Below are 23,760 nucleotides of genomic sequence, written 5' to 3'. Positions count from 1 at the left end.
GTCGGTCCCGAGAATTGCGGTATCTCTGACCGCTTATTCTCGCGTTGACATGGCGTGCGGCCGGACATAGTGCCTGACACAGGCTGGCGCAGTACGCCCGCAGCCACCTCGAAGGCCCACCGTCATGACCACCGACACCCTGCCGATGCCCTTCCTCGACGAGCCCGTGCGCCCGGCCCGTGAGAAGTCGCGTCACGCCGCTTTCAAGTGGCCCACTCCACCGTTTGCTGCCTACCCCCCTGCGGTGGAACAGCAGCAGCCGATGGAGTGCGACATCGAAGGACTGAACAGCCGTCTGATCTCCGGACGGCTCATTTTCTTCGTCCCCGACGAAAGCCTCGCCTATGTGCAGGTGCCCCCGGCACGAACCACGATCACCCTGCGCTTCGACCAGTTCCGCACCCTCTCGCTTCGCGAGGTGCTGCCCGCACAGGCCCTGCTCACCCAGGATCCGCACACCGGGCTGCTCGATGCGCGGCCGCGCAGCCCGTATCGGGTGATCATGCGCCAGGGCAGCGTCCTCGAGGGCGAAACCGTCGGACATGTCGAGACCGATGCCGGTCTTTTCCTCTTTCCACCCGCCGACGAGCACGGCGGCGTACGACGGGTCTTCGTGCCACGCTCGGGCTACGACAGGGTCGAGCTGGGCCCGCGCATCGGGGATGTCCTGGTGGCTCAGAACGCCGCCACGACGCAACAGGTGGAAGCCGCCGTGCGCGAGCAGGAAGCCTTGCGCGAACGCAAGCTCGGCGACATCCTGCTCACTCGCAAGATCGTCGAGCCTCACACCCTGAAAAGCGCGCTGGAACAGCAGTCACGCATGCCCATGGTGCGCATCGGCGAAGCCCTCGTGTCGCTCGGGCTGGTCACGTCCGAGCAACTCAACGAGGCGCTGGCTCAGCAGCAGGCCGACCGGAGTGTCCCCCTGGGCGAGCTGCTGGTGCGCATGAACCTCGTCTCCCGGCAGGATCTGCAGACGGCGCTGGCGCACAAGATGGGCTACCCGCTGGTGGATGTGATGAACTTCCCCACCGATGCGGAAGCCCTGCGCAAGATCCCTTATGCCATGGCGGCGCGGCTGGAAGTGCTGCCGCTGGTGCTCTGGGACGGGCGCCTGGCCGTGGCGATGGAGGACCCCTCCCAGCGCAAGACCATCGAGGAGCTGGAGTTCGTCAGCCAGCTCAAGATCGTCCCTGCGCTGGCGCAGGTGGGCAGCCTCGAATCGGCCATCCGCCTGGCCTACGAGAAGATCGGCACCGATGTGTGGGCCCTGAACGCCCAGCTCGCCCCCATCGAGTTCGAGCCCGAGACCGCCGGCAGCCTGGTCCAGTCGCTCGAGAAAGACAGCTCCTCGAAAGGCGATGAAGGGTTCGAGGAACCGCAGATCGAGCAGTCGGACAACTCGCTCGTGAAGCTGATCAACACCATGATCGTCGATGCCCACGCGCAAGGCGTGTCCGACATCCACATCGAGTGTTATCCGGGCCGCGAGAAGCTCAAGGTGCGCTTCCGCAAGGACGGCCTGCTGCAGCCTTACCTGGAGCTGCCCCACACCTACCGCAGCGCCCTGATCGCGCGCATCAAGATCATGTGCGACCTCGACATCTCCGAGCGTCGCAAGCCCCAGGACGGCAAGATCAACTTCGCGCGCTTCATGCCCGGCCATCGTCTGGAACTGCGCGTGGCGACCATCCCCACGAACAACAACCTCGAAGACGTGGTGATGCGCATCCTGGCCTCGGCCAAACCGATACCACTGGACCAGCTCGGGATGGCCTCCGACAACCTGGCGAACCTCAAACAGGCGATGGAGCGTCCCTACGGCATGGTGCTGTGCGTGGGGCCGACGGGCTCGGGCAAGACCACCACGCTGCACTCGGCACTGAGCTACATCAACGTGCCCGAGCGCAAGATCTGGACCGCCGAGGATCCCGTGGAGATCACTCAGCCGGGGCTGCGCCAGGTGCAGGTCAATCCCAAGATCGACTGGACCTTTGCCAAGGCCCTGCGCGCCTTCCTGCGCGCCGACCCGGACGTGATCATGGTCGGCGAAATCCGCGACCAGGAAACAGCCCAGATCGCCGTCGAGGCCTCATTGACGGGGCATCTGGTGCTGTCCACGCTGCACACCAACAGCGCCCCCGAAACGGTGACCCGGCTGCTCGACATGGGCATGGACCCCTTCAACTTCGCCGATTCTCTGCTGGCCGTGCTGGCCCAGCGCCTGGTGCGTCGCTTGTGCAACGAATGCCGCACCCATCGTCCGGCCACCGAGGAGGAGATCGAGGAGTGGCTGGCCGACTACCTGCACGTCTGTCCAAAGGACGACCCGCGCTACACGCGAGAGGCTGTGCTGAACGGCTGGATCGAACGCTACGGCCGTGACGGCCGACTGATGCACCACGACAGCCCGGGCTGCGAGAAGTGCCACCACACCGGCTTCCGCGGACGCGCCGGCCTGCACGAGCTGATGATCGTCACCCGGGAGCTGCGGCACCTCATCCAGACCGGCGCACGCGCCGAGGAACTGCAGCGCCGCGCTCTCGGCGAAGGCATGCGCACCCTGCGACAGGACGGCATCCTCAAGGTGCTGGCTGGCGTGACCACGCTGGCCGAGGTGCGCGCGACCAGCAACGCGTAGGCCGCGAGCGCTTTCAGCCCAGTTCGGTGTGACGCTCGATGATGCGCGAGACGATGCCGTAGTCGATGGCCTCCTGCGCGTTCATCCAGTAGTCGCGCTCCATGTCGACCTGCACCTTCTCCACCGGCTGGCCGGTGGCCGCGGCCGTGTGGCGGGCGATGCGCTCGCGGATGCGCAGGATCTCGCGCGCCTGGATGGCGATGTCGGTGGCCTGACCACCGGCCCCGCCGCCGGGCTGATGGATCATGAAGCGGGTGTTGGGCAGGCACACGCGCCGCTCCTTGGGCGCGGCCAGGAAGATGTGCGTGCCGGCGCTGGCCACCCAGCCCGTGCCCACGGTGGTGACCGGCGCACGCACGAAGCGGATCATGTCGTGGATTGCGTCACCCGATTCCACGTGGCCGCCCGGCGACGACACCAGCACGTGGATGGGCGCATCGGATTCCTGGGCCATCGCGATCAGCTTCTCGCAGGTGCTGCGAGCCATCACCGGGTTGATCTCACCGAAGATCAGCACGAAACGCGACTGGAAGACCAGTCGCTCGGTGACGCCACCGGACTTGTCGGCCTTCTTGGCGTCGTCGCCCGGCTCGGCGCCCAGTTGAAGTTCGTTCATGGGGGGCTGGAGGTTCATGGTTGTTCCCTGAGGATGCAGATATCTTTCAACGATAACCCATCCTCAGGGCGCCGGACATCCACTCTCAGGGGCACGCACAAACCGCGCGCCCGCCGGGCTCCAGGCGGCATCCCCCGTCTGCGCGAGGTGCAGTTCGGCGCCGGCGGCCACCCACAGCCAGGGACTGGCAGCCGCCGCCCCGCCCTGCAGGGCCACGAGCCGTGTCCCGTCGATGCGTCCCAACAGATTCAGGGCCGCCTCGCCCGAGCGGCTCAGGCTGGCGTCGAAGCGCTGGTGCTGCTGGCGCACCGTGAGCTGCAGCCGCTGCTGGGCTCCCGTCCCGCACCACACGCCATTCACCTGGGCAGGCACCACCCACAGGTACAGGCGGCTCAGCTTCTCCCGGCCCACGGGCTTGTCCGGCACCTCGATCGTGCGACTGGCATCGGGCAGCCAGTCGCCCAGGTCCCAGTCGTGCGAGACGATGCGGGTGCCGGGCGCAAGCTGCTGAAGCCGGGGGCGCAGTGCGAGATTCACTTCCGGCAGCAGGTACATCGTGATGACCGTGGCAGCGCTGAGGTCGGTGGTGAAGAGGTCCTGCACGCGGAACTCGGTGCGCTGCTCGACCCCGGCCTGGCGCGCAGTCACGATGCTGCGCGCCACGAGGTCGGGCACGATCTCCACCCCCAGGCCACTGGCCCCGAAACGCTTCGCCGCCGTGATCACGATGCGGCCGTCCCCCGAACCCAGGTCGATCAGATGATCGGAGGCACCGACGCCCGCCAGCTCGAGCATGGACAGCGTCACATGGTCGGGCGTGGTGATGAAGGGTACCTCGTCGGCGGCCTGCAAAGGGCCGGCAGCGACGCCCAGGCCGACAAGGGCCCGTCCCAGCCAGCGAGCGATTCGACGGCAAGAGGGCCGTTCAAGGGTCATGGCCAAACTTTCGGGGTCTTCTGTGAGCCCCAACCATACCAAGCGGCGCCGAAGGCCGCCCGCCCGCCTCAACCGTCAGCCCGATCCCTCAGGATCTTCCCGCTGCGTGGATCGACATCCAGCTTGCGCTTGCGCCCGTCCTTGAACACGTCGATCTCCCAGACACCATCATCAAACTCGATTTCGATGAAGGGTCCGAAGCCCTGTTGCTCCAGAGATCGCACGATGCTGGACAAGGGCTGCGCATCGGCAGGCGGTCGGTCCTGAGCCCAGGCGGAGCCCAGCATGATCGACACGGCGGCCACAGCAACCATTGCAGGGCGAAGGTATCGGCTCGGGGTGATCGTCATGGCATTCTCCAGTCTTCGCGCAGGCTCAGCCGCCTCCGCGTTGAAGGTAGAGATCGAAATAGCGCATGAAGTTCAGCCGCACGTCTGGCGTGGTCCCCACAAAGGTGAACCTCACCAGTAACCGGGGCAACTGCACGAGCGCAATCCGGCGCGGCGGCAGCGCTTCCCAATCAAGGTGCAAGTCCCCGTGCGGCAAACTCACGGTGGCGCGGCTCTCATCCAGCACCAAGGGGCAGTCCCGGACCGCCCCTGGCAGCCACCCCAGCCATTCGGCCGATGTGCAGCCCATTTCCCTGACGAAGTGTTCAGCGTAGGTGGACTGCATCAAGCCAGGTTCAGTACTCCAGCGCTCGGGGCAAGCCTTTGGCCTGCTCGATCCACTGCCCCACGTCGGCCTCGGTGGGCAACCGGCGCGTGAGCTTCTTGGCCTCATTGGCCCGGGCCAGCGCCGCGTGCAGGTTGGCCGCCTTGCGCTGGGCCAGTTCCGGTACCGTGTCCACACCGGCCGCTTCCAGCAACTCCGAGTACTCCGAGCCGATGCCCTTCACGCGGTACAGATCGCACATGTTGGCGAACTTGAGCACCTGCTTGTCCGTCAGCCCGGTCTTGGCCGCCAGATCCTTGCGCTGCGTCGGCGTCTTCGCCGCGGCCAGCAGTCCGTCGGTGTCCTTCACGCCAGCGGCACGCAGCTTCTCGCCGATGACTGGGCCGATACCTTCCACATCCTCGATCTTCCGATTCGCCATGGTGCCTCCTTGTGGCATGTGCGGGTTGAAACGGGAAAAGGAAACGACCGCGCAAGTATGGCCCGGGCCTCAGCCTCCGGCAATCGGGGGCCAGATGGCCAGCACGTCTCCCTCCTGCAGGCGGTGGCTGGCGCGCGCCTCCGGCGGCACATAGACCCCGTTGACCAGCACAAGATGCACCAGCTTCATCGGCAGGTTGAACGGCGCGACGACGTCGGCGATGGTTGCACCGGGCTCGACATCGAGCTCGAGGCGGTTGTCACTGCGCGCCTGCGGCGGCAGATAGTCGGTGAGGGTGGCGTAGAGCTTGAAGGTGATCTTCATGGGCCCATCATGCCGCAGCCTTCAGCCTGGCGACCTGCCACTGGTGCTGTGACTGCGCACAGGCCAGGTACGCTTCCATGAGTCGGGTCGGGTCGCGCAGCAGGCGTTCCTTCCATTCGCCCAGCCGGACCCGCCCCTCGACGAGCCCCCGCATCACGCCCACGTGGTCGGTCCAGCCAATGCTGTTGCACCCCACGACTCGATCACCGTCGAACTGCAGGCTCAGGTGCTTCCACCCCGCCTCATCGGTGAGCTCGACCCGGTCGCCGCCAGGCACCCCCTGCCAGTCACCAAAGCTCGCACTGATGAGCCCCAGCGTGTCGAGCACGTTGATCTGCGTCACGCCCTTGAGCGTGGCCCCCTTGCCGGCCATGTTCATGGCTGCCACGTAGGCCTGGTCGGCTGCGTTGGGCTGGATGGCGCTGACGATGGGCTTGCCGGTCACCACATCCAGGGCCTCGGCGCAATCACCGGCGGCGTAGATGCCGGGCACGTTGGTCTGCATGTGTTCGTCGGTCAGCACACCCTGCAGGCAGGTGATGCCGGAGTTCTCGAGGAAGCCGATGTTCGGTTTCACCCCGGTCGCACTGATGACGAGGTCCACACTGAGGTGCTGCCCGTTGGACAGGCGCACCTTCAGCGGCGTGCCATTGTCGATGGCTTCCACGCGTGTGCCCGTGAAGACCGTCACGCCCTTGGACTCCACCCAGCGCTTGATCATGCCGCCGGCCGTGGGGCCCATCATGCGCGGCACCATGCGGTCGCCCATCTCCACCACGGTGAGCTGCACGCCCCGCATGGCCAGAGCCTCCATGATGATGCAGCCGATGAAGCCGGCGCCCATCTGCAAAACGCGTGCCCCTTTCACGGCGAGGCGCTCGATCGCCCGGGCGTTCTCCAGCGTCCAGCAGGGGTGCACGCCGGGCAGGTTCATGCCGGGAATGGGCGGTCGCACCGGACTGGAACCCGTGGCGATCAGCAGCGTGTCGAAGCCGACCACGCTGTCGTCATCGAGCGTGAGGCGGCGCGCGGCAGTGTCGATCCGCTTGGCCCGCTGCTGACGCACCTGGACATTCAGGCGCTGGAAGTGATCCGGCGCCTTGCGCAGGTAGGTGCCCGGCTCGCCGATGTTGCCGATCAAGAGGTAGGGAATGGCCATGCGCGAGTACGGCGGCTCGCGCTCGTCGCCGATCAGGACGATCTCATCCCGCGGGGCCTGCTTGCGCAGGGTCTCCGCCGCGATCACACCGGCCGGGCCGGCACCGAGGATGACGTGCTTCATCGTGGGCTCCAAAACGAAGGGCGGCGCCAGCGCGCTGGGCCGCCCCACGGGGTCAGACAGCAGCGATCACAGGCCCAGGCGGGTGCGTGTCTCCGGCTTGAGCTGGCCGTTGGCGTCCCAGCCCCGCACCTCGTAGTACTTCGGCAGCATCTCGGGCAGCTTGCTGGTCAGGTCCTTGGCCGGTCCGGTCTTGGCCCCCTCGTTGAGCAGGCGCGGCGGCAGGGTGTCGTCCTTGGCGGTGAAGCCCGCCCGGTTGTTGAAGTCACGCTCCATGTTCCAGATGCGCTCCCCCACCTCGTTGAGGTACTCGAGCGAGAACTCCTCGCCGCAGGCTGCCGCCACCTGCGGCTGCACATCGGCCAGTCCCCAGGCGAAGCTGGTGAAGATGCAGATGCCGGCCGAGTCGAACACGGCCGTGGCATCCTGGAAGGCTTTGACCAGTTCGGGCTTGCCATCGGCCACCAGCGGATCGGTCTTGACCGGAATGCCCAGGATCTCGGAGGCCACGGTGTAGCTGCGCAGGTGGCAGGCCCCGCGGTTGCTGGTCGCATAGGTCAGGCCCATGCCCTGGATGCCACGGGCGTCGTAAGCGGGGAACTCCTGCCCCTTGACGCTCATGGACAGCTCGGGATGACCGTACTTTGCGCACAGCCGCTTGCTGCCTTGTCCGATGTCCTTGCCGAAGCCCACCCCTTTGGCGGTCATGTCCGCCAGCTCGCACAGCGCCTTGGCCGATCCGAAAGGCGCCTCGACGCCGATCTGCTCCTTCTTGAGCACGCCCATCTCGTAGAGCTCCATCACCGCGCCGACGGTGGCGCCAAAGGAGATCGGATCCATGCCCTGTTCGTTGCAGATCAGGTTGGCATATTGCAGTGCCTCCAGGTCATTGACACCGTTGGCCGCACCCAGCGCCCACGCCGCCTCGTACTCCAGGCCACCGGAAGCGCCCCAGTACTGCGGCTTGTTCTCCACCGAGAAGTGGGTCTGGTCGATCTTGCTGATGCGACCGCAGGCGATGGTGCAACCGAAGCAGGCCTGGTTGGTGACGAGCTGGGGCTTGCCGTCACTCTTGCGCGGCGTGGCCATGGCCTCGGCAGAGATGTCCTTGGCCCCCTCGAACTGGCTGTCGCGGTGGTTGCGCGTGGGCAAGGCCCCCACCTCGTTGATCACGTTCATCAGCACCTGGGTGCCGTAGGTGGGCAGGCCCTGGCCCGTCACGGCATTGTCGGCCAGCACCTTCTTTTTCTCGAAGGTGACCTTCATGAACTCCTCGGGGTTGGCGATGTTGCCCACGCCCTTCGTGCCACGCACGGCGATGGCCTTGAGGTTCTTGCTGCCCATCACCGCACCCACGCCCGAGCGACCGGCCGCGCGATGCAGGTCGTTGACGACCGCGGCAAAGAGCACCTGGTTCTCGCCCGCCAGACCGATGCTGGAAATGCGGGTGAGCGGATCCTGGTGCTGCTTCTTGATGATCTCCTCGGTTTCCCACACCGACTTGCCCCACAGGTGGGCCGCGTCGCGCAGTTCGGCCTTGTCGTCCTCGATGGACAGATAGACCGGCTTGGGTGACTTTCCCTCGAAGATGACCATGTCCCAGCCGGCCATCTTCAGTTCGGCACCCCAGTAGCCGCCAGAGTTGGAGCAGGCGATGGCGCCGGTCAGCGGCCCCTTCGTGACCACGGTGTAGCGCCCCCCCGTGGACGCCATGGTGCCCGTGAGCGGGCCCGTGGCCCAGATGATCTTGTTGTCCGGTGACAGCGGATCGACCTTGGGGTCGACCTCGCTGACCAGGTATTTCGAGGCGAGGCCGCGAGAACCCAGGTACTGCTTGGCCCAGGTCATGTTCAACGGTTCGCTCTTGCACTCACCGGTGGTGAGGTTCACGCGCAGGATCTTGCCAGCCCAGGACATGGTGTTCTCCTTTCAGGCCGCGGCGGGTTGGTTGCCAAGCTTGTCGGCCCAGGCCTTCATGCGGTCCAGGCCGGTCCAGTTGGCATCGACGAAGGTGATGGCCTGGGTGGGGCAGGCCTCGGCACAAGCGGGCTCGCCCCCGCACAAGTCGCATTTCTGGACCTTGCCCGTCTCCTGCACGTAGTTGATGGTGCCGAAGGGGCAGGCGATGGTGCAGACCTTGCAGCCCACGCAGGTGGTCTCGCTCACGACCTTGGCGCCGGTCATCTTGTCGATGGTGATGGCCTCCACCGGGCAGGCGTGCAGGCACCAGGCCTCGTCGCACTGCGTGCAGGTGTAGGGCACCTTGCGGCCCGTGTGGTGGAAATCGAAGACCTTGATGCGCGACTTGGACGTCGCGTAGACCCCGTAGTTCTCGTAGCTGCAGGCCATTTCGCACTGCAGACAGCCGGTGCACTTCTCGGGATTGATGTGCAGAACCTTTTGCATGGCTCGCCTTTCGGTTGGCTGGTGGGTTCGTGCGGCGCAGCATGGCCACGCCCTGTTCAGGTGCCCTGCAATCTTCTTCCCAGGCCGCAAGGCTGCAAACCTAGGCCTAACCCGGGGTTTCAGCCGGCTGGGGCCACCCGGGTGTCCCAGGCTGGAACACCCGGGTTGGCGAGCGGATTCCCGAGTGCGACACTGCGCCTAACCTGAGCGGGCAGGCACCTTACCTCGCTTGCCCGATGATTACCGCTCATCGATCCCCAGCGAAAAAGCCAGGAGACCCCGATGCCCCAGCCCCAGCGCCTGGCGCCGCAGTGCCCCAGCGCCCTGTCCGCGGGACCGGCCACCGTGCCCCCGCCTGCGGCGCACGAGCACGCGATTCGCCGCAGCCACGCGCGGTGCGCTGCACTGGGCGTGGACGCCCGCGCCGTGCCTGACGTGAGCCCCGTGCCCCAGGTGCGGCTGCGCGAGATGCGTGAACGCAACCAGCGTCTGTGCCAACACGCAGCGCCGGTCATGGAAATGCTGTTCGAGCAGATCGTCTTCACCCGCAGTCTCGTGGTGCTCACCGACAGCCAAGGCACCATCCTGCACAGCCTGGGCGACGACGGCTTCATGGAAAAGGCCCAGCAGATTGCGCTGGCGCCCGGCGTGAACTGGTCCGAGGCCAGCAAGGGCACCAACGCCGTGGGCACGGCGCTGTTCGACGAAACCCCCACGCTGGTGCATGGCGCCGAGCATTTCGTGCGCGCCAACCACTTCCTCACCTGCTCCGCCTCGCCCATCTTCGACCATGCCGGCCAGGTGATGGGAGTGCTGGACGTGACGGGCGATCAGCGCTCCTACCACCCCCACACGCTGGCGCTGGTGGGGCTGTCCGCGCAGATGATCGAGAAGCACTGGTTCAGCGATCGCTTCCGCCAGGGCTTGCGCCTGCATTTCCACGCACGCGCCGAGATGCTGGGCACCGTGCGCGAGGGTCTGCTCGCCGTGTCCCCGGACGGGGCCATCCTGGGGGCCAACCGTGCGGCGCTGCAGCAACTGGGCATGAGTGCCGCGGCGCTGCGCATGCAGGGCCTGGAGGCCGTGCTGGGCATCACGGTCAGCGCGATCATCGACCACTGCCGGCGCCGCGGCGACGAGCCGCTCACGCTGATGCTGCGCGCTGCCGATGGGCGCGAAGAGCCCGTGCACCTGCGGGCCTTTTTCAACTGGCCCACCTTGTGGCCCTCGATGCCCGCAACGATCGCCGCCCCGCCCGTCAGGCCCGCCGTTGCCGCCTCGGCACAGGCCGCGACGGTCCCGCCCGGCGGCACGCTCGAAGCGGTGGAGCTGGACACCATCCGCCGTGCGGTCGCCGCCGCGGGCGGCAATCTGTCCCAGGCCGCCCGGCAACTCGGCATTGGCCGTAACACGCTCTACCGCAAGCTGCGCAAGGGGGCCCTACCGCCGGACTGACGCTTCTCAGGGCGCCGTCTTCGCGTTCGGAAAGAAGAGCGGCTCGCCCCCGATCGTGTAGGTGGCGATGGCCGACTGGCCCGCATCCGAGATCAGCCAGTCCACGAAGGTCTGCGCCAGCTCGGTCTTCACATGCGGGTGGCGAGCCGGGTTGACGACCATCACGCCATACTGGTTGACGAGGCGGCGATCACCTTCCACCAGCACCGCCAGCGGCCCCCGGTTCCTGAACGACAGCCAGGTGCCGCGGTCGGCGAGCGCGTACGCATGGCTGCTGGAGGCGATGTTCAGCGCCGGCCCCATGCCGCAGCCGCAGGCCTTGTAGCCGGCCACACGGGCCTCAGGTGCCTCGACGCCGGCGGCCTTCCAGTAGCGCAGCTCGGCGGCGTGTGTGCCGCTCTTGTCGCCGCGGGAGATGAAGGGGGCGCCTCGTGCGGCCACCTTCTGCAATCCCGCCACCACGTCGCGCCCTTTCGCCCCGGCGGGATCACTCTTTGGCCCCACGATCACGAAGTCGTTGTACATGACCGGAAAGCGCTTCACCCCGAAGCCTTCGGCCAGGAACTTCTCCTCGGCGGCCGGGTCGTGCACGAAGACCACGTCGGCGTCGCCGCGGCGACCCATGTCCAGGGCCTGGCCGGTGCCCAGCGCCACCACCCGCACGTCGATGCCGCTGGCCCGCCGGAAGGCCGGCAACAGGTGGGCGAACAGGCCCGACTGCTCGGTGGAGGTGGTGGAGGCCACCACGATGAAGCGGCTCTGGGCCTGCGCGAACCCGCAGGCCAGCACCAGCAGCCCGAAGCCAGTCAGACGACCCCACGGCCAGCGAGTCAACGCCACGGCAGTTCTCCTTTGAGGAAGAGTTGAGCCTCCCGCGGCAGCTCGCCGTGGAAGAAGTGATCGACATCGACATCGGCCACCAGATGGCCTCGTTCGAGGTAGACGACCCGATTGGCCAGACGCTTGACCTGGCCCAGGTTGTGCGAACTCATCAGCACGGTGAGCCCCTGGGCCTCGAACTGCTCGATGAGGGCCTCGACCTCGCGCTTGGCCGACGGGTCCAGGCTTGCCGTGGGCTCGTCCAGCAGCAGCACATCGGGCCGCAGCGCCCACGCTCGTGCCAGGGCCACGCGCTGCTGCTGCCCTCCCGACAGCACCCGGGCCGGGCGACGCGCCTGGGCCTCCAGACCCACGCGGTGCAAAGCCTCATCGGCACGGGCACCACATTCACGCCAGGGCACCCCGGCCAGCCACAGCCCCAGGGCCACGTTGTGACGTGCGCTCAGGCGCAGCATGTGGGGGCGCTGGAACACCATGGCCTGCCGCCACACGCTGCCGTCCTCGCGCACACCGCAGTGCCTGCGGCCCTCGGCCAGCGGCACCAGGCCATGCAAGGCCCTCAGCAGGGTGCTCTTGCCCGAGCCATTGGCCCCCACGAAGGCAATGCGTTCGCCGGCACGCACCTGCAGGCTCACGCCGTGCAGGGCCGTCTTGCGGCCGAAGCGCACACAGGCCCCTTCGAGTTCGATCTGCAGCGCCGGCTGCGCCGACGCCGTCCGGCTCACCAGGCGCAAAGGAGTGACCGGGGGCGTCATGCAAAGGCCTCATCCTGTCGCTCGCGCCACTGCCTCAGTCCCGCGATGAGCACGTTCAGCGTCAGCACCACCGCCATCAGCACCAGGCCCAGGCCCAGGGCCAGCGGCAGGTCGCCCTTGCTGGTCTCCAGCGCGATCGCGGTGGTCATCACGCGTGTCACGCCGTCGATGTTGCCGCCCACGATCATCACCGCGCCCACCTCGGCAATGGCGCGCCCGAAGGCCGCCAGCGCCACCGTGGCCAGCGCCATGCGTTCGTCCCAGGCCAGGATGAGCGCGCTGGCAAAGCGCCCGGCCCCCAGGGAGCGCAACTGCTCGCCGTGATCGTTCAGCGCCCCTTCCAGGTTCTGCCGGACCAGGGCCGTGACGATGGGCAGCACCAGCACCACCTGCGCGATCACCATCGCCGTGGGTGTGAAGAGCATCCCCAGCGGCCCGAGCGGGCCGGCGCGTGACAGCAGCAGGTAGACCACCAGACCGACCACCACGGCCGGCAGCGCCAGCGAGGTGTTGAGCAGCACCAGCACCGCGTGGCGGCCCCGGAACCGGGCCGCGGCGATCCATGCGCCCAGCAACAGGCCCAGCGCCATCGCGATCACGCTGGCCAGCCCACTGACCTGCAGCGACAGCGCCACGATGTTCCAGAGGCGGGGATCGAAGGAAAGCAGCAGCGCAATCGCCTGGGCGAAGCTGTCGGCAAAGGTGTTCATGCAAGGCTTCGGACAACGCTCGCTATGCTAGGCGTCCCTGCCTGTCCCGGCGATATGAAGCCTCATGCATAGGATCTCCCTGCGCTATGCGCTGTGCGCACCGGATGAACCGGCCGACGACCTGCACCACCCCCTGATGCAGCTGCTCGAAGCCATCCATCGGTGCGGCTCGATCTCGGCCGCGGCACGCGAGCTGAACCTGTCCTACCGCCACGTCTGGGGCGAACTCAAGCGCTGGGAAGGCGAGCTCGGCCAGCCGCTGGTGCTATGGATCAAGGGGCAGCGGGCGCAGCTCTCGCCGTTCGGCGACAAGCTGCTGTGGGCCGAGCGCCGCGCCCGTGCGCGACTCGCACCGCAGATCGAGGCGTTGCGCAGCGAGCTCGAGCGCACCTTCGCCGTGGTCTTCGACGAGCAGGCCCAGGTGCTGAGCCTGCAGGCCAGCCACGACGAAGCGCTGCCGCGCCTGCGCGAACGCACCGCACGGGCCGGCCTGCACCTGGACCTGCAGTTCGGCGGCAGCGTCGATGCGCTGGATGCCCTGAACGAGGGCCGCTGCCTCCTGGCAGGCTTCCACGTGCGTGTCGATGCCGATCGCCGCTCGACCACCGCGCGCACCTATCGGCCGCGCCTGAAGCCCGGCCGGCACAAGCTCATCGGCTTCGCCCAGCGCAGCCAGGGCCTCATCGTGGCGAAAGGCAACCCGCTGGGCCTGCGCGGCCTCGTGGACCTGGCGCGCCCGGGCCTGCGCTTCGTGCACCGGCCGCGAGGCACCGGCTCGCGCGTGCTGTTCGAAGAGCTGTGCGCGGAGCAAGGCCTGGACGCGCGCACGATGTTCCAGGCGGCCCGCACCGAGCCCTCGCACGCGGCCGTGGCCGAGGCGGTGGCCAGCGGACAGGCCGATGCCGGCTTCGGCATCGAGATGGCCGCACAGTCGCGTGGCCTGGATTTCCTGCCGCTCGCGCGTGAACGCTACCTGCTGGCCGTGCTCGCCATCAGCCTGGACCAGCCCGCCGTACAGCAGCTGATGCGGGCCCTGCGTGACCCGCAGTGGCAGATCGAGCTGGCCGCGCTGCCCGGCTATAACCTCGACCATTGCGGCGAGGTGCTCAGCCTGCGCTCGGTGCTGCCCTGGTGGACCTACCGCCGCCCCAAGCCCGCAAAGGCCTGATCACAGAGCACAGGAGCGGAAGCCGCAGAAGATGTCGTCACGGTGCGGCAGATAGAAGTTGCGGTACTTCGGGTCCTTCAGGCGACCTCGTGTGGCCCGTGAGCCGCCTTTGAGCACCCGGTGCGTGCCGAACCAGGGCAGCGAGTAGTCGCGATAGGGGTCCGGCTCGAAGCCCTCGAAGGGCTTGAAACGGCTGGCCGTCCATTCCCACACCTCGCCGTGGCGAAAGCCCCGCCGCCGACCCAGCGAGGCCGCGGCTTCCCACTCCGCTTCGAAAGGCAGACGCCGTCCCGCCCAGCGGCACCAGGCCTCGGCCTCGTGGCAGCTCACGTGGGTGGCCGGCGCGGCCAGCGGCACCTGGGTGAGTGCGCCGAACTGCCGCGCCAGCACGCCGTGGCGCACCTGCTCCACGTGGCGCGGTGCCGTGCGCGCATCGCGTTGCACCCAGGCCCAGCCGTCGTCGCTCCACCAGCGGCGGTCCTCATACCCCCCATCCTCGATGAACTCGAGGAACTGGGCCCAGCTCACCGGCTGAGCGTCGATCTCGAACTCCGGCAGGCGCACCTCATGGGCCCATTTCTCGTTGTCGAACACGAAGCCCTCCCCGCGAGCGCTGCCCAGGGTCCAGCGGCAGTGCGGCACCGTGATCGGGTCGCGTGGGGCAAAAAACTCGGCGGGCGGCAGGTCGGGCATGGGCAGCCCCAGGGTCTGGGCCATGTAGGCAAACGCCTCCGCGTGCATGTCCTCGTGGAAGAGCGCGAGCCGGAAGAAGTACAGACCCTCGTCGGTCTCGGGAGCCCCGCTCAGAAGGTCCAGCGTGGCCTCCAGCGTGTCCACGAGGTAGGCCCGCGTGTCGGGCGCATCGGGCAGCGCCAGCGACCAGCGCTCGTCGTGCGGCACCCGCGAGGAGTCGTACCAGGCGTCGGCCTGGGGCAGGATGGAGGCCAGCTTGGGCCGCGTCGGGTCGGCCTGGGCGCCACGGTAGCGTTCGACATTGCGCCCGACCCAGTACTCCTGGAACCAGGCCACATGGCCCAGCTCCCACAGCGGAGGGTTGAGCTCAGGTAGGCAGGGCACCGCCAGGGCGCCGGCCCGCTCATAGGCCTCGAAGCGGCGCAACGTACAGTTGCGGGCATCGATGAGCGCCAGCGAAAGGGCATCCCGCCCCACCTGGCGCAGCAAGGGAGTGTCGATGTCGAGCACGTTGCGGATCCCCTCGTCTTCACCACGCGCCCGCCGGCCCACGGTGGTCATCGTCTGTCCGGCGCGGCCTGAAGCCAACAACGGCAACTGGCACACCGCCCGGCGCTGGTCGCGCATGCTGCAAGGGCATTGTCGCATCCGCATCGTCGAGCGCTGGCAGGGCGAACCCTGCGACCTGCTGATCGCCCTGCATGCCCGCCGCTCGGCCGATTCGCTGCTGCGTCACGCCCAGGCCCACCCCGCCGTGCCCCGCCTGCTGGTGCTCACTGGCACCGACCTCTATCGTGACCTCGCCATCGACACCAGCGCCCAGGCCAGCCTCGATGTAGCAGACGGCTTGGTGGTGCTGCAGGAGGAGGGCCTTGCACTGCTCCCGCCGTCGGCACGCACCCGTGCGACAGTCATCCACCAGTCGGTGCCGGCACAAGGGCATGCGCCCTTCCACACCCGGTGGCTGAATGTGCTCATGGTGGGGCACCTGCGCGAGGAAAAGGACCCCGGCACCTTCTGGCGGGCCGCCGCGCGGCTGGCGGGTCGCCACGATATCCACTGGACCCAGATCGGGCGCGCCCTCGAGCCACGCTGGGCCGAAGGCGCCGAGGCCGTGGCCCGCGCCTTGCCGCGCTTTCGCTGGCTGGGCGGACTGCCCCGGGGGCAGACGCGCCAGCACATCCGGCGTGCCGATGTGCTGGTGAACTGCTCACGCATGGAAGGCGGTGCCCTGGTCATCGCCGAGGCCGTGCGCAGCGGCACGCCGGTGCTGGCCTCGCGCATGTCGGGCAACCTCGGAATGCTTGGGCCGGACCATGCCGGCTACTTCCCGGTGGGCGACGACGCCGCGCTGGCGTCCCTGGTGGCCCGCTGCCGCGACGAACCGGGCTTCCTTGAAGCGCTGCAAGCCCAGGGTCAGCGCAGGGCGACGCTCTTCGAGCCCGACCGGGAACGCGCCCTCGTCCTACACTGCGTGGGCCAGTGGCTTGGAGACCTGATGTGACCGCTTCCCCCCTGCCCCCCCATCCCCGCCTGACCTCCCTCTCGCACGGCGGCGGCTGCGGCTGCAAGATCGCGCCCGGCGTGCTGTCCGAGATCCTGCGCTCCAGCCGCGGCCTGCCCGTGCCCGAGGCCCTGATGGTGGGCATCGAGACCGCCGATGACGCGGCGGTGTACCGCCTCAACGACCAGCAGGCCCTGATCGCCACCACCGACTTCTTCATGCCCATCGTGGACGACCCGCACGATTTCGGGCGCATTGCGGCCACCAACGCCATCTCGGATGTCTACGCGATGGGCGGCACCCCGATCTTCGCGCTGGGCATCGTGGGCATGCCCGTCAATGTGTTGCCGCTGGAGGTGATCGGGCGCATCCTGCAAGGTGGCGAAAGCGTGTGCCGCGAGGCCGGCATCCCCATCGCCGGCGGGCACACCATCGACTCCGTCGAGCCCATCTACGGCCTGGTGGTGCTGGGCCTGGTCCACCCCGACAAGGTCAAGCGCAACGCGGGTGCCCGTCCCGGTGACGTGCTGGTGCTGGGCAAGCCGCTGGGCGTGGGCGTGCTCTCGGCCGCGCTGAAGAAGGAGGCGCTGGATGAGGCCGGCTACCGGCGCATGATCGACACCACCACCCGCCTGAACACCCCCGGCACCGACCTGGCCGAGCTGGCCGGCGTGCATGCCCTGACCGACGTCACCGGGTTCGGCCTGGCCGGACACGGCCTGGAGCTGGCGCGCGGGGCCGGGCACCGGGCGGTGATCGACTGGGCCCAGGTGCCCCTGCTGGAGGGCGTGCGCGACCTGGCCTCGCGGGGATTCGTCACCGGCGCTTCGGGCCGCAACTGGGCCAGCTATGGGGCCGACGTGACGCTGCCTGCGGGCTTTGCCGAGGCCGATCGTGCGCTGCTGACCGACCCGCAGACCAGCGGGGGCCTGCTGGTGGCCTGCGAGCCCCAGGCGGTCGAAACCGTGCTGGCGGTCTTCCACCGCCGGGGCTTCGGGCAGGCTGCCGTGGTGGGCCGGGTCGAGGCCGGCCCGGCAGGACTGACGGTGGCCTGAAGCCACCGCCTTCGCGGCTTACTGGTTGGCCGCCGGCTTCACCAGTTCGAGCTTGGCGCCAAAGCGCTGCAGGATGCTGCGCTCGATGCCCTCGGCGTCGAGCCCCAGCAAAGCCAGCAGTTTGGCCGGATCGCCATGCTCGACGAACTCGTCCTTGAACCCGAGCATCAGCACCGGCGTCTGCAGTCCCGCGGCGTGCAGGGCCTCGGCCACCGCGCTGCCGGCGCCGCCCATGGCGCAGCCTTCTTCCACCGTCACCAGGGCATCGTGGCTGCGCGCCAGCTCCTCCACCAGCGCGGCATCCAGGGGCTTGACGAAGCGCATGTTGGCCACGGTGGCGTCAAGCTTGTCGGCTGCCTGCAGCGCCGGATACAGCAAGGTTCCGAAGGCCAGGATGGCAATGCGCTGGCCGCGCCGGCGCACCTCGCCCTTGCCGAAGGGCACCGCCGTCATTTCCTTCTGGATCTCGGTCCCCACGCCGGCACCCCGCGGGTAGCGCACGGCCACCGGGTGGTCCTGCAGGTGGGCGGTGTAGAGCAGCTGCCGGCATTCGTTCTCGTCGGCCGGGGTGAGCACGCTCACGTTCGGAATGCAGCGCAAGAAGGCGATGTCGAAGGCGCCCATATGGGTGGCGCCGTCGGCCCCGACGACGCCCGCGCGGTCGAGCGCCAGCACCATGGGCAGCTTCTGCAGGGCCACGTCATGGATGAGCTGGTCGTAGGCGCGCTGCAGGAAGGTGGAATAGATGGCCACCACGGGCTTGAGGCCTTCGCAGGCCAGGCCGGCGGCAAAGGTCAGCGCATGCTGCTCGGCGATGCCCACATCGTGGTAGCGCGTGGGGAAGCGCTTGTGGAACTCCACCATGCCCGAGCCTTCGCGCATGGCCGGCGTGATGGCCACCAGCTTGGGGTCGGCCTCGGCCATGTCGCACAGCCACTGGCCGAAGACCTGGGTGAAGGTGGTCTTGGGCGGCGTGGCCGGCTTGACCAGGCCCTGGGCCGGGTCGAACTTGCCCGGGCCATGGTAGGCGATGGGGTCGGCCTCGGCCAGCTTGTAGCCGTAGCCTTTCTTGGTGACCACATGCAGGAAGTGCGGACCCTTGCGCGCGCGCAGGTTCTCCAGCGTGGGGATCAGCGCGTCGAGGTCGTGCCCGTCGATGGGGCCCACGTAGGTGAAGCCGAACTCCTCGAAGATGGTGCCGGGCACGACCATGCCCTTGGCATGCTCCTCGAAGCGTCGCGCCAGCTCGAACAGCGGCGGCGCGTTCTTCAGCACGGCCTTGGCGCCCTCGCGGGCCGCCGCATAGAAGCTGCCGCTCATCAGGCGGGCCAGGTACTTGTTGAGCGCTCCCACCGGCGGGCTGATCGACATGTCGTTGTCGTTGAGCACCACCAGCATGTCGGCCAGGCCCACGGCATGCTGCACCCCCGCGTTGTTCAGCGCCTCGAAGGCCATGCCCGCCGTCATGGCGCCGTCGCCGATGATGGCCACCGCGCGACGGTCCTCGCCCTTCTGCTTGGCGGCCAGGGCCATGCCCAGAGCGGCCGAGATCGACGTGGACGAGTGTGCCGTGCCGAAGGTGTCGTAGGGGCTCTCGTCTCGGCGCGGGAAACCGCTGATGCCGCCAAACTGGCGCAGCGTGTGCATGCGATCGCGGCGGCCGGTGAGGATCTTGTGCGGGTAGGTCTGGTGGCCCACATCCCACACCAGCCGGTCCTCGGGCGTGTTGAAGACGTAGTGCAGGGCAATCGTGAGCTCCACCGTGCCCAGGTTGGAAGAGAGGTGCCCACCGGTCTGCGACACGCTGTGCAGCACGAATTCACGCAGTTCGGTCGCCAGGCGTTTGAGCTCGGTGCGCGGCAGCCGGCGCAGATCGGCCGGGCTCTGGATGGTTTCGAGCAGAGGGTAGTTCATCAGTGTTCCCGGTTCACGATGCGCGAGGCCAGCGCGTCCAGCCAGCGGGTGTCGGCCAGGCCACTGCGGACCAGCGCCGCACGCGCCTGTTCGTGCAGTTCGCCAGCATGGCGGCGCGCGGCCTCCAGCCCCATCAGCGACACGTAGGTGGGCTTGTTGTCCTGGGCATCCTTGCCCGCCGTCTTGCCCAGGGTCTCGGAGGCCTGGGTCACGTCCAGGATGTCATCGACCACCTGGAAGGCCAGGCCGATGGCCCAGCCGTAGTCGGACAGCGCCGCCAGCGCGGCCGAATCGGCGGCCCCGCAGGCCGCTCCCATCATCACGCTGCCATGCAGCAGCGCGCCCGTCTTGCAGCGGTGCATGTGGCGCAACTCGGCTTCACCGAGGGCGCGCCCCACCGAGGCGAGGTCGATGGCCTGTCCGCCGGCCATGCCGGCATGGCCGGCAGCGCGCGCCAGCAGGGCGCACAGGCGGGCCTGCAAGGCGGCAGGCACCTCGGCGGTGTCGGGCGTGAGCACCTCGAAAGCCAGGCCCTGCATGGCATCACCGGCCAGCATCGCCAGCGCTTCGCCATAGCGCACATGCACCGTGGGCTTGCCCCGGCGCAACACGTCGTTGTCCATGCAGGGCATGTCGTCGTGGATCAGGGAATAGGCGTGGATGAGCTCCACGGCACAGGCCGCCCGCAGCGCGGCCGCCTCCTGACCCCGGACAGCTTCGGCGGCTGCCAGCACCAGCAGGGCCCGCACCCGTTTGCCGCCCTCGAGCACGCCATAGCGCATGGCCTCGCCCAGCTGCGCCGGGGCGTCAGCGGGCACCAGGCGGTCGAGCGCCCCCTCGACACGGTCGAGTGCGGCAGCCGACCAGGCCGGAAAGTCGGTGGCGCCGCTCATGCCGCAGCCCAGGGCTTGAGCTGCCCGTCCTCGATGACCTTGACCTGGGTCTCCACGGCCTCCAGGCGGCCGCGGCAGTATTCCAGCAACTGCGCCCCGCGCTGGTAGCTTTCCAGCAGCTTGTCCAGCGGCAGCTGGCCGGACTCGAGCTGGCTGATCAGCCGCTCCAGCTCGGCCAGCGCTTCTTCATAGCTGGCCGCGGGCGCGGCCGCGCTCGCAGGGGAAGGGGTCTTGGGCATGGCGAAGGGTCAAATCAGACCATTGTAGTCAAGCACTTGCTGAGGTCCCGACCGTCAGCCGGCCCCACGATGTGGCAAGCCGCACCGCCCCGTAGGGCCACCCGCCCCGTCCACCCCCCCGGGGCTAAAATTCAAGGTTTCCCCGCGCCAGACCGGCTGTCCCAGACGAATGGAGGCATCCGCAAGGACTCCGGGCACATGGCGCCTTCCGGGAAAGATGGGCCCACCGTGGGTGGTGGTTGGACATTGGTTTTTGGAGATCCTGGGGATCATGTCAGACCTAAGCATTGCCCTTGAGCAAAGCCACACGCAACTGCCGGTATCGGCATATTTCAGCGACGAACTCTTCCGTCGCGAGATGGAGCTCATCTTCCATGGCGGTCCGCGGTACCTCGGGCATGCGCTCGCGGTACCCGAGGTGGGAGACCACTACGCGCTGCCCCAGGAAGGCGAAGGCCGCGCCCTGGTGCGCTCGCAGCGGGGCATCGAGCTGATCTCGAACGTATGCCGCCACCGCCAGGCCGTGATGCTGCGCGGGCGCGGCAACACGAAGAGCACCATCGTGTGCCCCCTGCACCGCTGGACCTACGCACTGGACGGCCAGCTGCTGGGTGCCCCGCATTTCGCGCAGGACCCCTGCCTGAACCTCAACAACTACAAGTTGCGCGAGTGGAACGGCCTGCTGTTCGAGGACAACGGCCGCGACATTGCCGCCGACCTGGCCGGCCTCGGCCCGCTCAAGGATCTCGACTTTTCGGGCTACGTGCTCGATCACGTCGAGATGCACGAGTGCGACTACAACTGGAAGACCTTCATCGAGGTCTACCTGGAGGACTACCACGTCGGTCCCTTCCACCCGGGCCTGGGCAACTTCGTGACCTGCGACGACCTGCGCTGGGAGTTCGGCCGCGAGTATTCGGTGCAGACCGTGGGCGTGTCGAATGCTCTGGGCAAGCCTGGGTCGGACGTCTACCGCAAGTGGCATGAGGTGCTGCTCAACTACCGTGGCGGCGTGGCCCCCACCCATGGGGCCATCTGGCTGACCTACTACCCGCACATCATGGTGGAGTGGTATCCGCATGTGCTGGTGGTGTCCACGCTGCACCCCAAGGGGCCACAGAAGACGCTCAACGTGGTGGAGTTCTTCTACCCCGAGGACATCGCCGCCTTCGAACGCGAGTTCGTGGAGGCCCAGCGCGCCGCCTACATGGAGACCTGCATCGAGGACGACGAGATCGCGCTGCGCATGGACTGGGGCCGCAAGGCCCTGCTCGATCGTGGCGACAACGAGGTCGGCCCCTACCAGAGCCCCATGGAAGACGGCATGCAGCACTTCCATGAGTGGTATCGCGACAAGCTGGGCAGCCTCTGACAGTGCCCCGCTCTGTGCAGCACCCGGCCTCGGCCGGGTGTTTTGTTTCCGGGTGTCGCACAATGCCACTCGTCTCCCCCGCCCGATCGACGTGACCCCCATCCCCGCCGACACCCAACGACGCTCGCTGAGCCGCACCCTGCCGGTGTCGGTGCTGCTGTTCGCCGTGGTCCCGCTGGTGATTGCCGGGCTGCTCACCCTCACCGAAGGTGCCCAGCGGCTGCGCGACGAGCAGGACCTGCGCACACGTCAGACGGCCACCTTGCTGGCCGGTCGGGTCGGGCAGCTGATGGTCTCGGCGGAACGTCTGGCCGGCATGATCGCGGCCGCCCCCACGGCCCAGGTGGCCCTGCGCCTGCAGTCTCGTGACGACCACGCTGCCATGGAACCCCAGACACAGATCGACGCGCTGGGCGGCGAATGGCTGGTGCTGGTGCGCAGCTTCCCGGAGGTGGATCAGGTCGAACTGCTCGACCCACAGGGCCGCATCGTGCAAAGCCATCCGCCTCGGGCCAGCAGCGACACGCAGCACCGCAGGGTCCCTCAGGTTGGCGGGCCCCTCTGGCTCGCCCGCAACGGCAGCGGCAGCGTGGATGTGTGGGCCGAGGTTCCCGGGGGCGCGGGCTGGGTCAGCGTCGGACTCTCTGCCAACGCCATGGCCCGGGCCCTGGAGCTGCCGGCGCAGGATGCCGGCGAGGTCCGCGCCCTGCTGCGCGACCCTGAAGGCCGGCCTCTGTCCCTCGTACGCCGCGTGGCCTCGGGGCCTGTCGAGATCCTGCCGCTGCCGGTGCTCGAAGCCCTGCCCTCCGCCGGGCGCGACGCCGCCCCACTGGTGGCTTCGTCCCCCATCGACACCAGCGGCTGGCACGTGGAAGTGCAGGCCTCGCTGGATGCCTACCGCTCCCTGGTCTACGCCGAGCTGCTGCGATTCGGCGCCGTGGTGCTGGCCATCTCGCTGCTCAGCGCCTGGCTGGCCTGGCGTTTTGCCCGTTCTCTGGCCCGGGCCATCCGGGAGGTCGCCCGCTCCGCGCGCGCCATCCTGCGGGGACACTACCTCAATGCACACGTCCAGCTCGAGCGCGACGACGAACTGGGGCTGCTCGCCCAGTCGTTCAATCACATGAGCCGGGAGCTGGAGCAGCGGGAGCGGGAGCGCGACGTCTTCGGGCGGCTGGTGTCGCCCGAGGTGCGCGACCAGCTGGTGCAAGGCGAGCTGATCCTTGGGGGCCATGAGGTCGATGTCACCGTGCTCTTTTCCGACATCCGCGGCTTCACCCAGCTGTGCGAAGGGCTCAAGCCCCGCGACGTGGTGCTCACGCTCAACGAACACTTCACCCGCATGACCCATGCCGTGCAGCGATTCGGCGGCTATGTGAACAACTACATGGGCGACGCGATGGTGGTGGTCTTCGGTGCCCCCACCCCGGATCCGCACCGGGTCGAACGGGCGCTGTATGCGGCCGCCGCCATGCAGCAGGCGCTGGCCGAGTTCAACACCGAACGGGCCAGCTACGGTGCGGCCCCGCTGTCCATCGGGATCGGCCTGGCCAGCGGCGCAGCCCTGGCCGGGCAGATCGGCTCGCCCGAGCGGTGCATCTACACTGTGATCGGCGACACCGTGAACATCGCCGCGCGCATCGAGGGCCTGGCCAAAGAGGAACCCGGCATGGTCGCCTTCGTCAACCAGGCGACCCACGACCTGCTGCCACCCCCCTTGCGAGAGTGCCTGCGCCCGCTCGGAGCCCGCACGATCAAAGGGCGCGACAGCGAAATCTTGGTGTGGGGTCTGCCCGCCAACGCCGCGCTGCCCGAGCCTCCCGTTCACCTCCTGCGTCCCGAAGAAGAAGTCCTGTGAGCGCCTCCA

Annotated in this window: 23 protein-coding genes; 7 read left to right on the top strand and 16 right to left on the bottom strand. The window is 68.2% G+C overall.

The genetic code is table 11. The features are described 5' to 3' along the window. Positions 1 to 124: 124 nt before the first annotated feature. Entirely contained in the window at positions 125 to 2,641 is a 2,517-nt protein-coding gene (locus C1704_RS13655; RefSeq protein ID WP_211286940.1) for a GspE/PulE family protein, read from the top strand. A gap of 13 nt (positions 2,642 to 2,654) precedes the next feature. Here C1704_RS13655 and C1704_RS13650 read toward each other — a convergent pair whose 3' ends face one another. The 9 genes from C1704_RS13650 to C1704_RS13610 all read right to left on the bottom strand — a co-directional run bounded on the left by C1704_RS13650 (position 2,655) and on the right by C1704_RS13610 (position 9,298). Next, complete coding sequence (locus tag C1704_RS13650; protein WP_245876487.1) at positions 2,655 to 3,257, bottom strand: ATP-dependent Clp protease proteolytic subunit; 603 nt, start codon at positions 3,255 to 3,257, stop codon at positions 2,655 to 2,657. A 63-nt stretch (positions 3,258 to 3,320) separates the two neighbouring features. Continuing rightward, positions 3,321 to 4,193: an SAM-dependent methyltransferase gene (locus C1704_RS13645; RefSeq protein WP_146076085.1), complete on the bottom strand. Its 873-nt coding sequence runs from the start codon at positions 4,191 to 4,193 to the stop codon at positions 3,321 to 3,323. Positions 4,194 to 4,261: 68 nt separating this feature from the next. Further along, positions 4,262 to 4,543, bottom strand: coding sequence for a PepSY domain-containing protein (locus C1704_RS13640; protein WP_211286939.1), 282 nt, complete (start codon positions 4,541 to 4,543; stop codon positions 4,262 to 4,264). A 25-nt stretch (positions 4,544 to 4,568) separates the two neighbouring features. Beyond that, on the bottom strand, positions 4,569 to 4,868 hold the full coding sequence (locus C1704_RS13635; protein WP_104303302.1) for a hypothetical protein: 300 nt from the start codon (positions 4,866 to 4,868) through the stop codon (positions 4,569 to 4,571). Between the two features lie 10 nt (positions 4,869 to 4,878). After that, positions 4,879 to 5,289: a DUF4332 domain-containing protein gene (locus tag C1704_RS13630; protein WP_104303284.1), complete on the bottom strand. Its 411-nt coding sequence runs from the start codon at positions 5,287 to 5,289 to the stop codon at positions 4,879 to 4,881. 69 nt (positions 5,290 to 5,358) lie between these two features. Beyond that, complete coding sequence (gene thiS / locus C1704_RS13625; RefSeq protein ID WP_104303283.1) at positions 5,359 to 5,613, bottom strand: sulfur carrier protein ThiS; 255 nt, start codon at positions 5,611 to 5,613, stop codon at positions 5,359 to 5,361. A 7-nt stretch (positions 5,614 to 5,620) separates the two neighbouring features. Then, positions 5,621 to 6,895, bottom strand: coding sequence for an NAD(P)/FAD-dependent oxidoreductase (locus tag C1704_RS13620; RefSeq protein ID WP_104303282.1), 1,275 nt, complete (start codon positions 6,893 to 6,895; stop codon positions 5,621 to 5,623). Positions 6,896 to 6,961: 66 nt separating this feature from the next. Next, positions 6,962 to 8,809: an aldehyde ferredoxin oxidoreductase family protein gene (locus C1704_RS13615; protein WP_104303281.1), complete on the bottom strand. Its 1,848-nt coding sequence runs from the start codon at positions 8,807 to 8,809 to the stop codon at positions 6,962 to 6,964. A gap of 12 nt (positions 8,810 to 8,821) precedes the next feature. Next, positions 8,822 to 9,298 (bottom strand): 4Fe-4S dicluster domain-containing protein, encoded by a 477-nt coding sequence (locus C1704_RS13610; RefSeq protein WP_104303280.1) that lies wholly within the window; start codon positions 9,296 to 9,298, stop codon positions 8,822 to 8,824. A 282-nt stretch (positions 9,299 to 9,580) separates the two neighbouring features. Here C1704_RS13610 and C1704_RS13605 point away from each other — a divergent pair, with 282 nt between their 5' ends. Further along, positions 9,581 to 10,753 (top strand): sigma-54-dependent Fis family transcriptional regulator, encoded by a 1,173-nt coding sequence (locus C1704_RS13605; RefSeq protein ID WP_104303279.1) that lies wholly within the window; start codon positions 9,581 to 9,583, stop codon positions 10,751 to 10,753. A 6-nt stretch (positions 10,754 to 10,759) separates the two neighbouring features. Here the strand turns inward: C1704_RS13605 and C1704_RS13600 are convergent, their stop codons facing one another. Genes C1704_RS13600 through C1704_RS13590 form a run of 3 tightly spaced genes read right to left on the bottom strand, consistent with a single transcriptional unit; the run spans position 10,760 to position 13,058 of the window. Beyond that, positions 10,760 to 11,563, bottom strand: a complete 804-nt coding sequence (locus tag C1704_RS13600; RefSeq protein WP_245876491.1) for an ABC transporter substrate-binding protein — start codon at positions 11,561 to 11,563, stop codon at positions 10,760 to 10,762. A 20-nt stretch (positions 11,564 to 11,583) separates the two neighbouring features. Further along, on the bottom strand, positions 11,584 to 12,348 hold the full coding sequence (locus C1704_RS13595) for an ABC transporter ATP-binding protein (RefSeq protein ID WP_104303277.1): 765 nt from the start codon (positions 12,346 to 12,348) through the stop codon (positions 11,584 to 11,586). After that, positions 12,345 to 13,058, bottom strand: coding sequence for an ABC transporter permease (locus C1704_RS13590; protein WP_104303276.1), 714 nt, complete (start codon positions 13,056 to 13,058; stop codon positions 12,345 to 12,347). Before C1704_RS13590 ends, C1704_RS13595 begins: the two co-directional genes overlap by 4 nt. Before the next feature lie 64 nt (positions 13,059 to 13,122). Between C1704_RS13590 and C1704_RS13585 the strand changes: the two genes are divergently transcribed. Then, positions 13,123 to 14,226 carry a substrate-binding domain-containing protein gene (locus C1704_RS13585; RefSeq protein WP_104303275.1) on the top strand — a complete coding sequence of 368 codons (1,104 nt, stop codon included), beginning with the start codon at positions 13,123 to 13,125 and terminating at the stop codon, positions 14,224 to 14,226. Here the strand turns inward: C1704_RS13585 and senA are convergent, their stop codons facing one another. Then, positions 14,227 to 15,480, bottom strand: coding sequence for a selenoneine synthase SenA (gene senA / locus C1704_RS13580; RefSeq protein WP_170064703.1), 1,254 nt, complete (start codon positions 15,478 to 15,480; stop codon positions 14,227 to 14,229). Here senA and senB point away from each other — a divergent pair. Together senB and selD are read left to right on the top strand one after the other, a co-directional pair. Further along, positions 15,473 to 16,423 (top strand): selenoneine biosynthesis selenosugar synthase SenB, encoded by a 951-nt coding sequence (gene senB / locus C1704_RS13575; RefSeq protein ID WP_245876486.1) that lies wholly within the window; start codon positions 15,473 to 15,475, stop codon positions 16,421 to 16,423. The two genes, senA and senB, sit on opposite strands and share 8 nt — an antisense overlap. Then, the gene (selD, locus tag C1704_RS13570) at positions 16,420 to 17,478 is read left to right on the top strand and encodes a selenide, water dikinase SelD (RefSeq protein WP_104303272.1); all 1,059 of its coding nucleotides are present in this window, start codon (positions 16,420 to 16,422) and stop codon (positions 17,476 to 17,478) included. The genes senB and selD overlap by 4 nt, the downstream gene beginning before the upstream one ends. 18 nt (positions 17,479 to 17,496) lie before the next feature. On the opposite strand, the gene dxs is transcribed toward selD, so the two are convergent. Genes dxs through xseB form a run of 3 tightly spaced genes read right to left on the bottom strand, consistent with a single transcriptional unit; the run spans position 17,497 to position 20,524 of the window. Further along, positions 17,497 to 19,392: a 1-deoxy-D-xylulose-5-phosphate synthase gene (gene dxs, locus C1704_RS13565; RefSeq protein ID WP_104303271.1), complete on the bottom strand. Its 1,896-nt coding sequence runs from the start codon at positions 19,390 to 19,392 to the stop codon at positions 17,497 to 17,499. Beyond that, positions 19,392 to 20,285 (bottom strand): polyprenyl synthetase family protein, encoded by an 894-nt coding sequence (locus C1704_RS13560; RefSeq protein WP_104303270.1) that lies wholly within the window; start codon positions 20,283 to 20,285, stop codon positions 19,392 to 19,394. The genes dxs and C1704_RS13560 overlap by 1 nt, the downstream gene beginning before the upstream one ends. Further along, positions 20,282 to 20,524, bottom strand: coding sequence for an exodeoxyribonuclease VII small subunit (gene xseB, locus C1704_RS13555; protein WP_104303269.1), 243 nt, complete (start codon positions 20,522 to 20,524; stop codon positions 20,282 to 20,284). The genes C1704_RS13560 and xseB overlap by 4 nt, the downstream gene beginning before the upstream one ends. Before the next feature lie 271 nt (positions 20,525 to 20,795). On the opposite strand from xseB, the gene C1704_RS13550 reads away from it, so the two are divergent. Further along, a complete protein-coding gene (locus C1704_RS13550) occupies positions 20,796 to 21,896 on the top strand; it encodes an aromatic ring-hydroxylating oxygenase subunit alpha (RefSeq protein WP_104303301.1) in 1,101 nt (366 codons plus the stop codon). A 91-nt stretch (positions 21,897 to 21,987) separates the two neighbouring features. After that, complete coding sequence (locus C1704_RS13545; protein WP_104303268.1) at positions 21,988 to 23,751, top strand: adenylate/guanylate cyclase domain-containing protein; 1,764 nt, start codon at positions 21,988 to 21,990, stop codon at positions 23,749 to 23,751. Positions 23,752 to 23,760: the final 9 nt, after the last annotated feature.

It is taken from the genome of Caldimonas caldifontis, assembly GCF_002930615.1.
Taxonomy (GTDB): domain Bacteria; phylum Pseudomonadota; class Gammaproteobacteria; order Burkholderiales; family Burkholderiaceae_C; genus Caldimonas; species Caldimonas caldifontis.
This window is presented reverse-complemented; position numbering and strand designations above follow the sequence as displayed.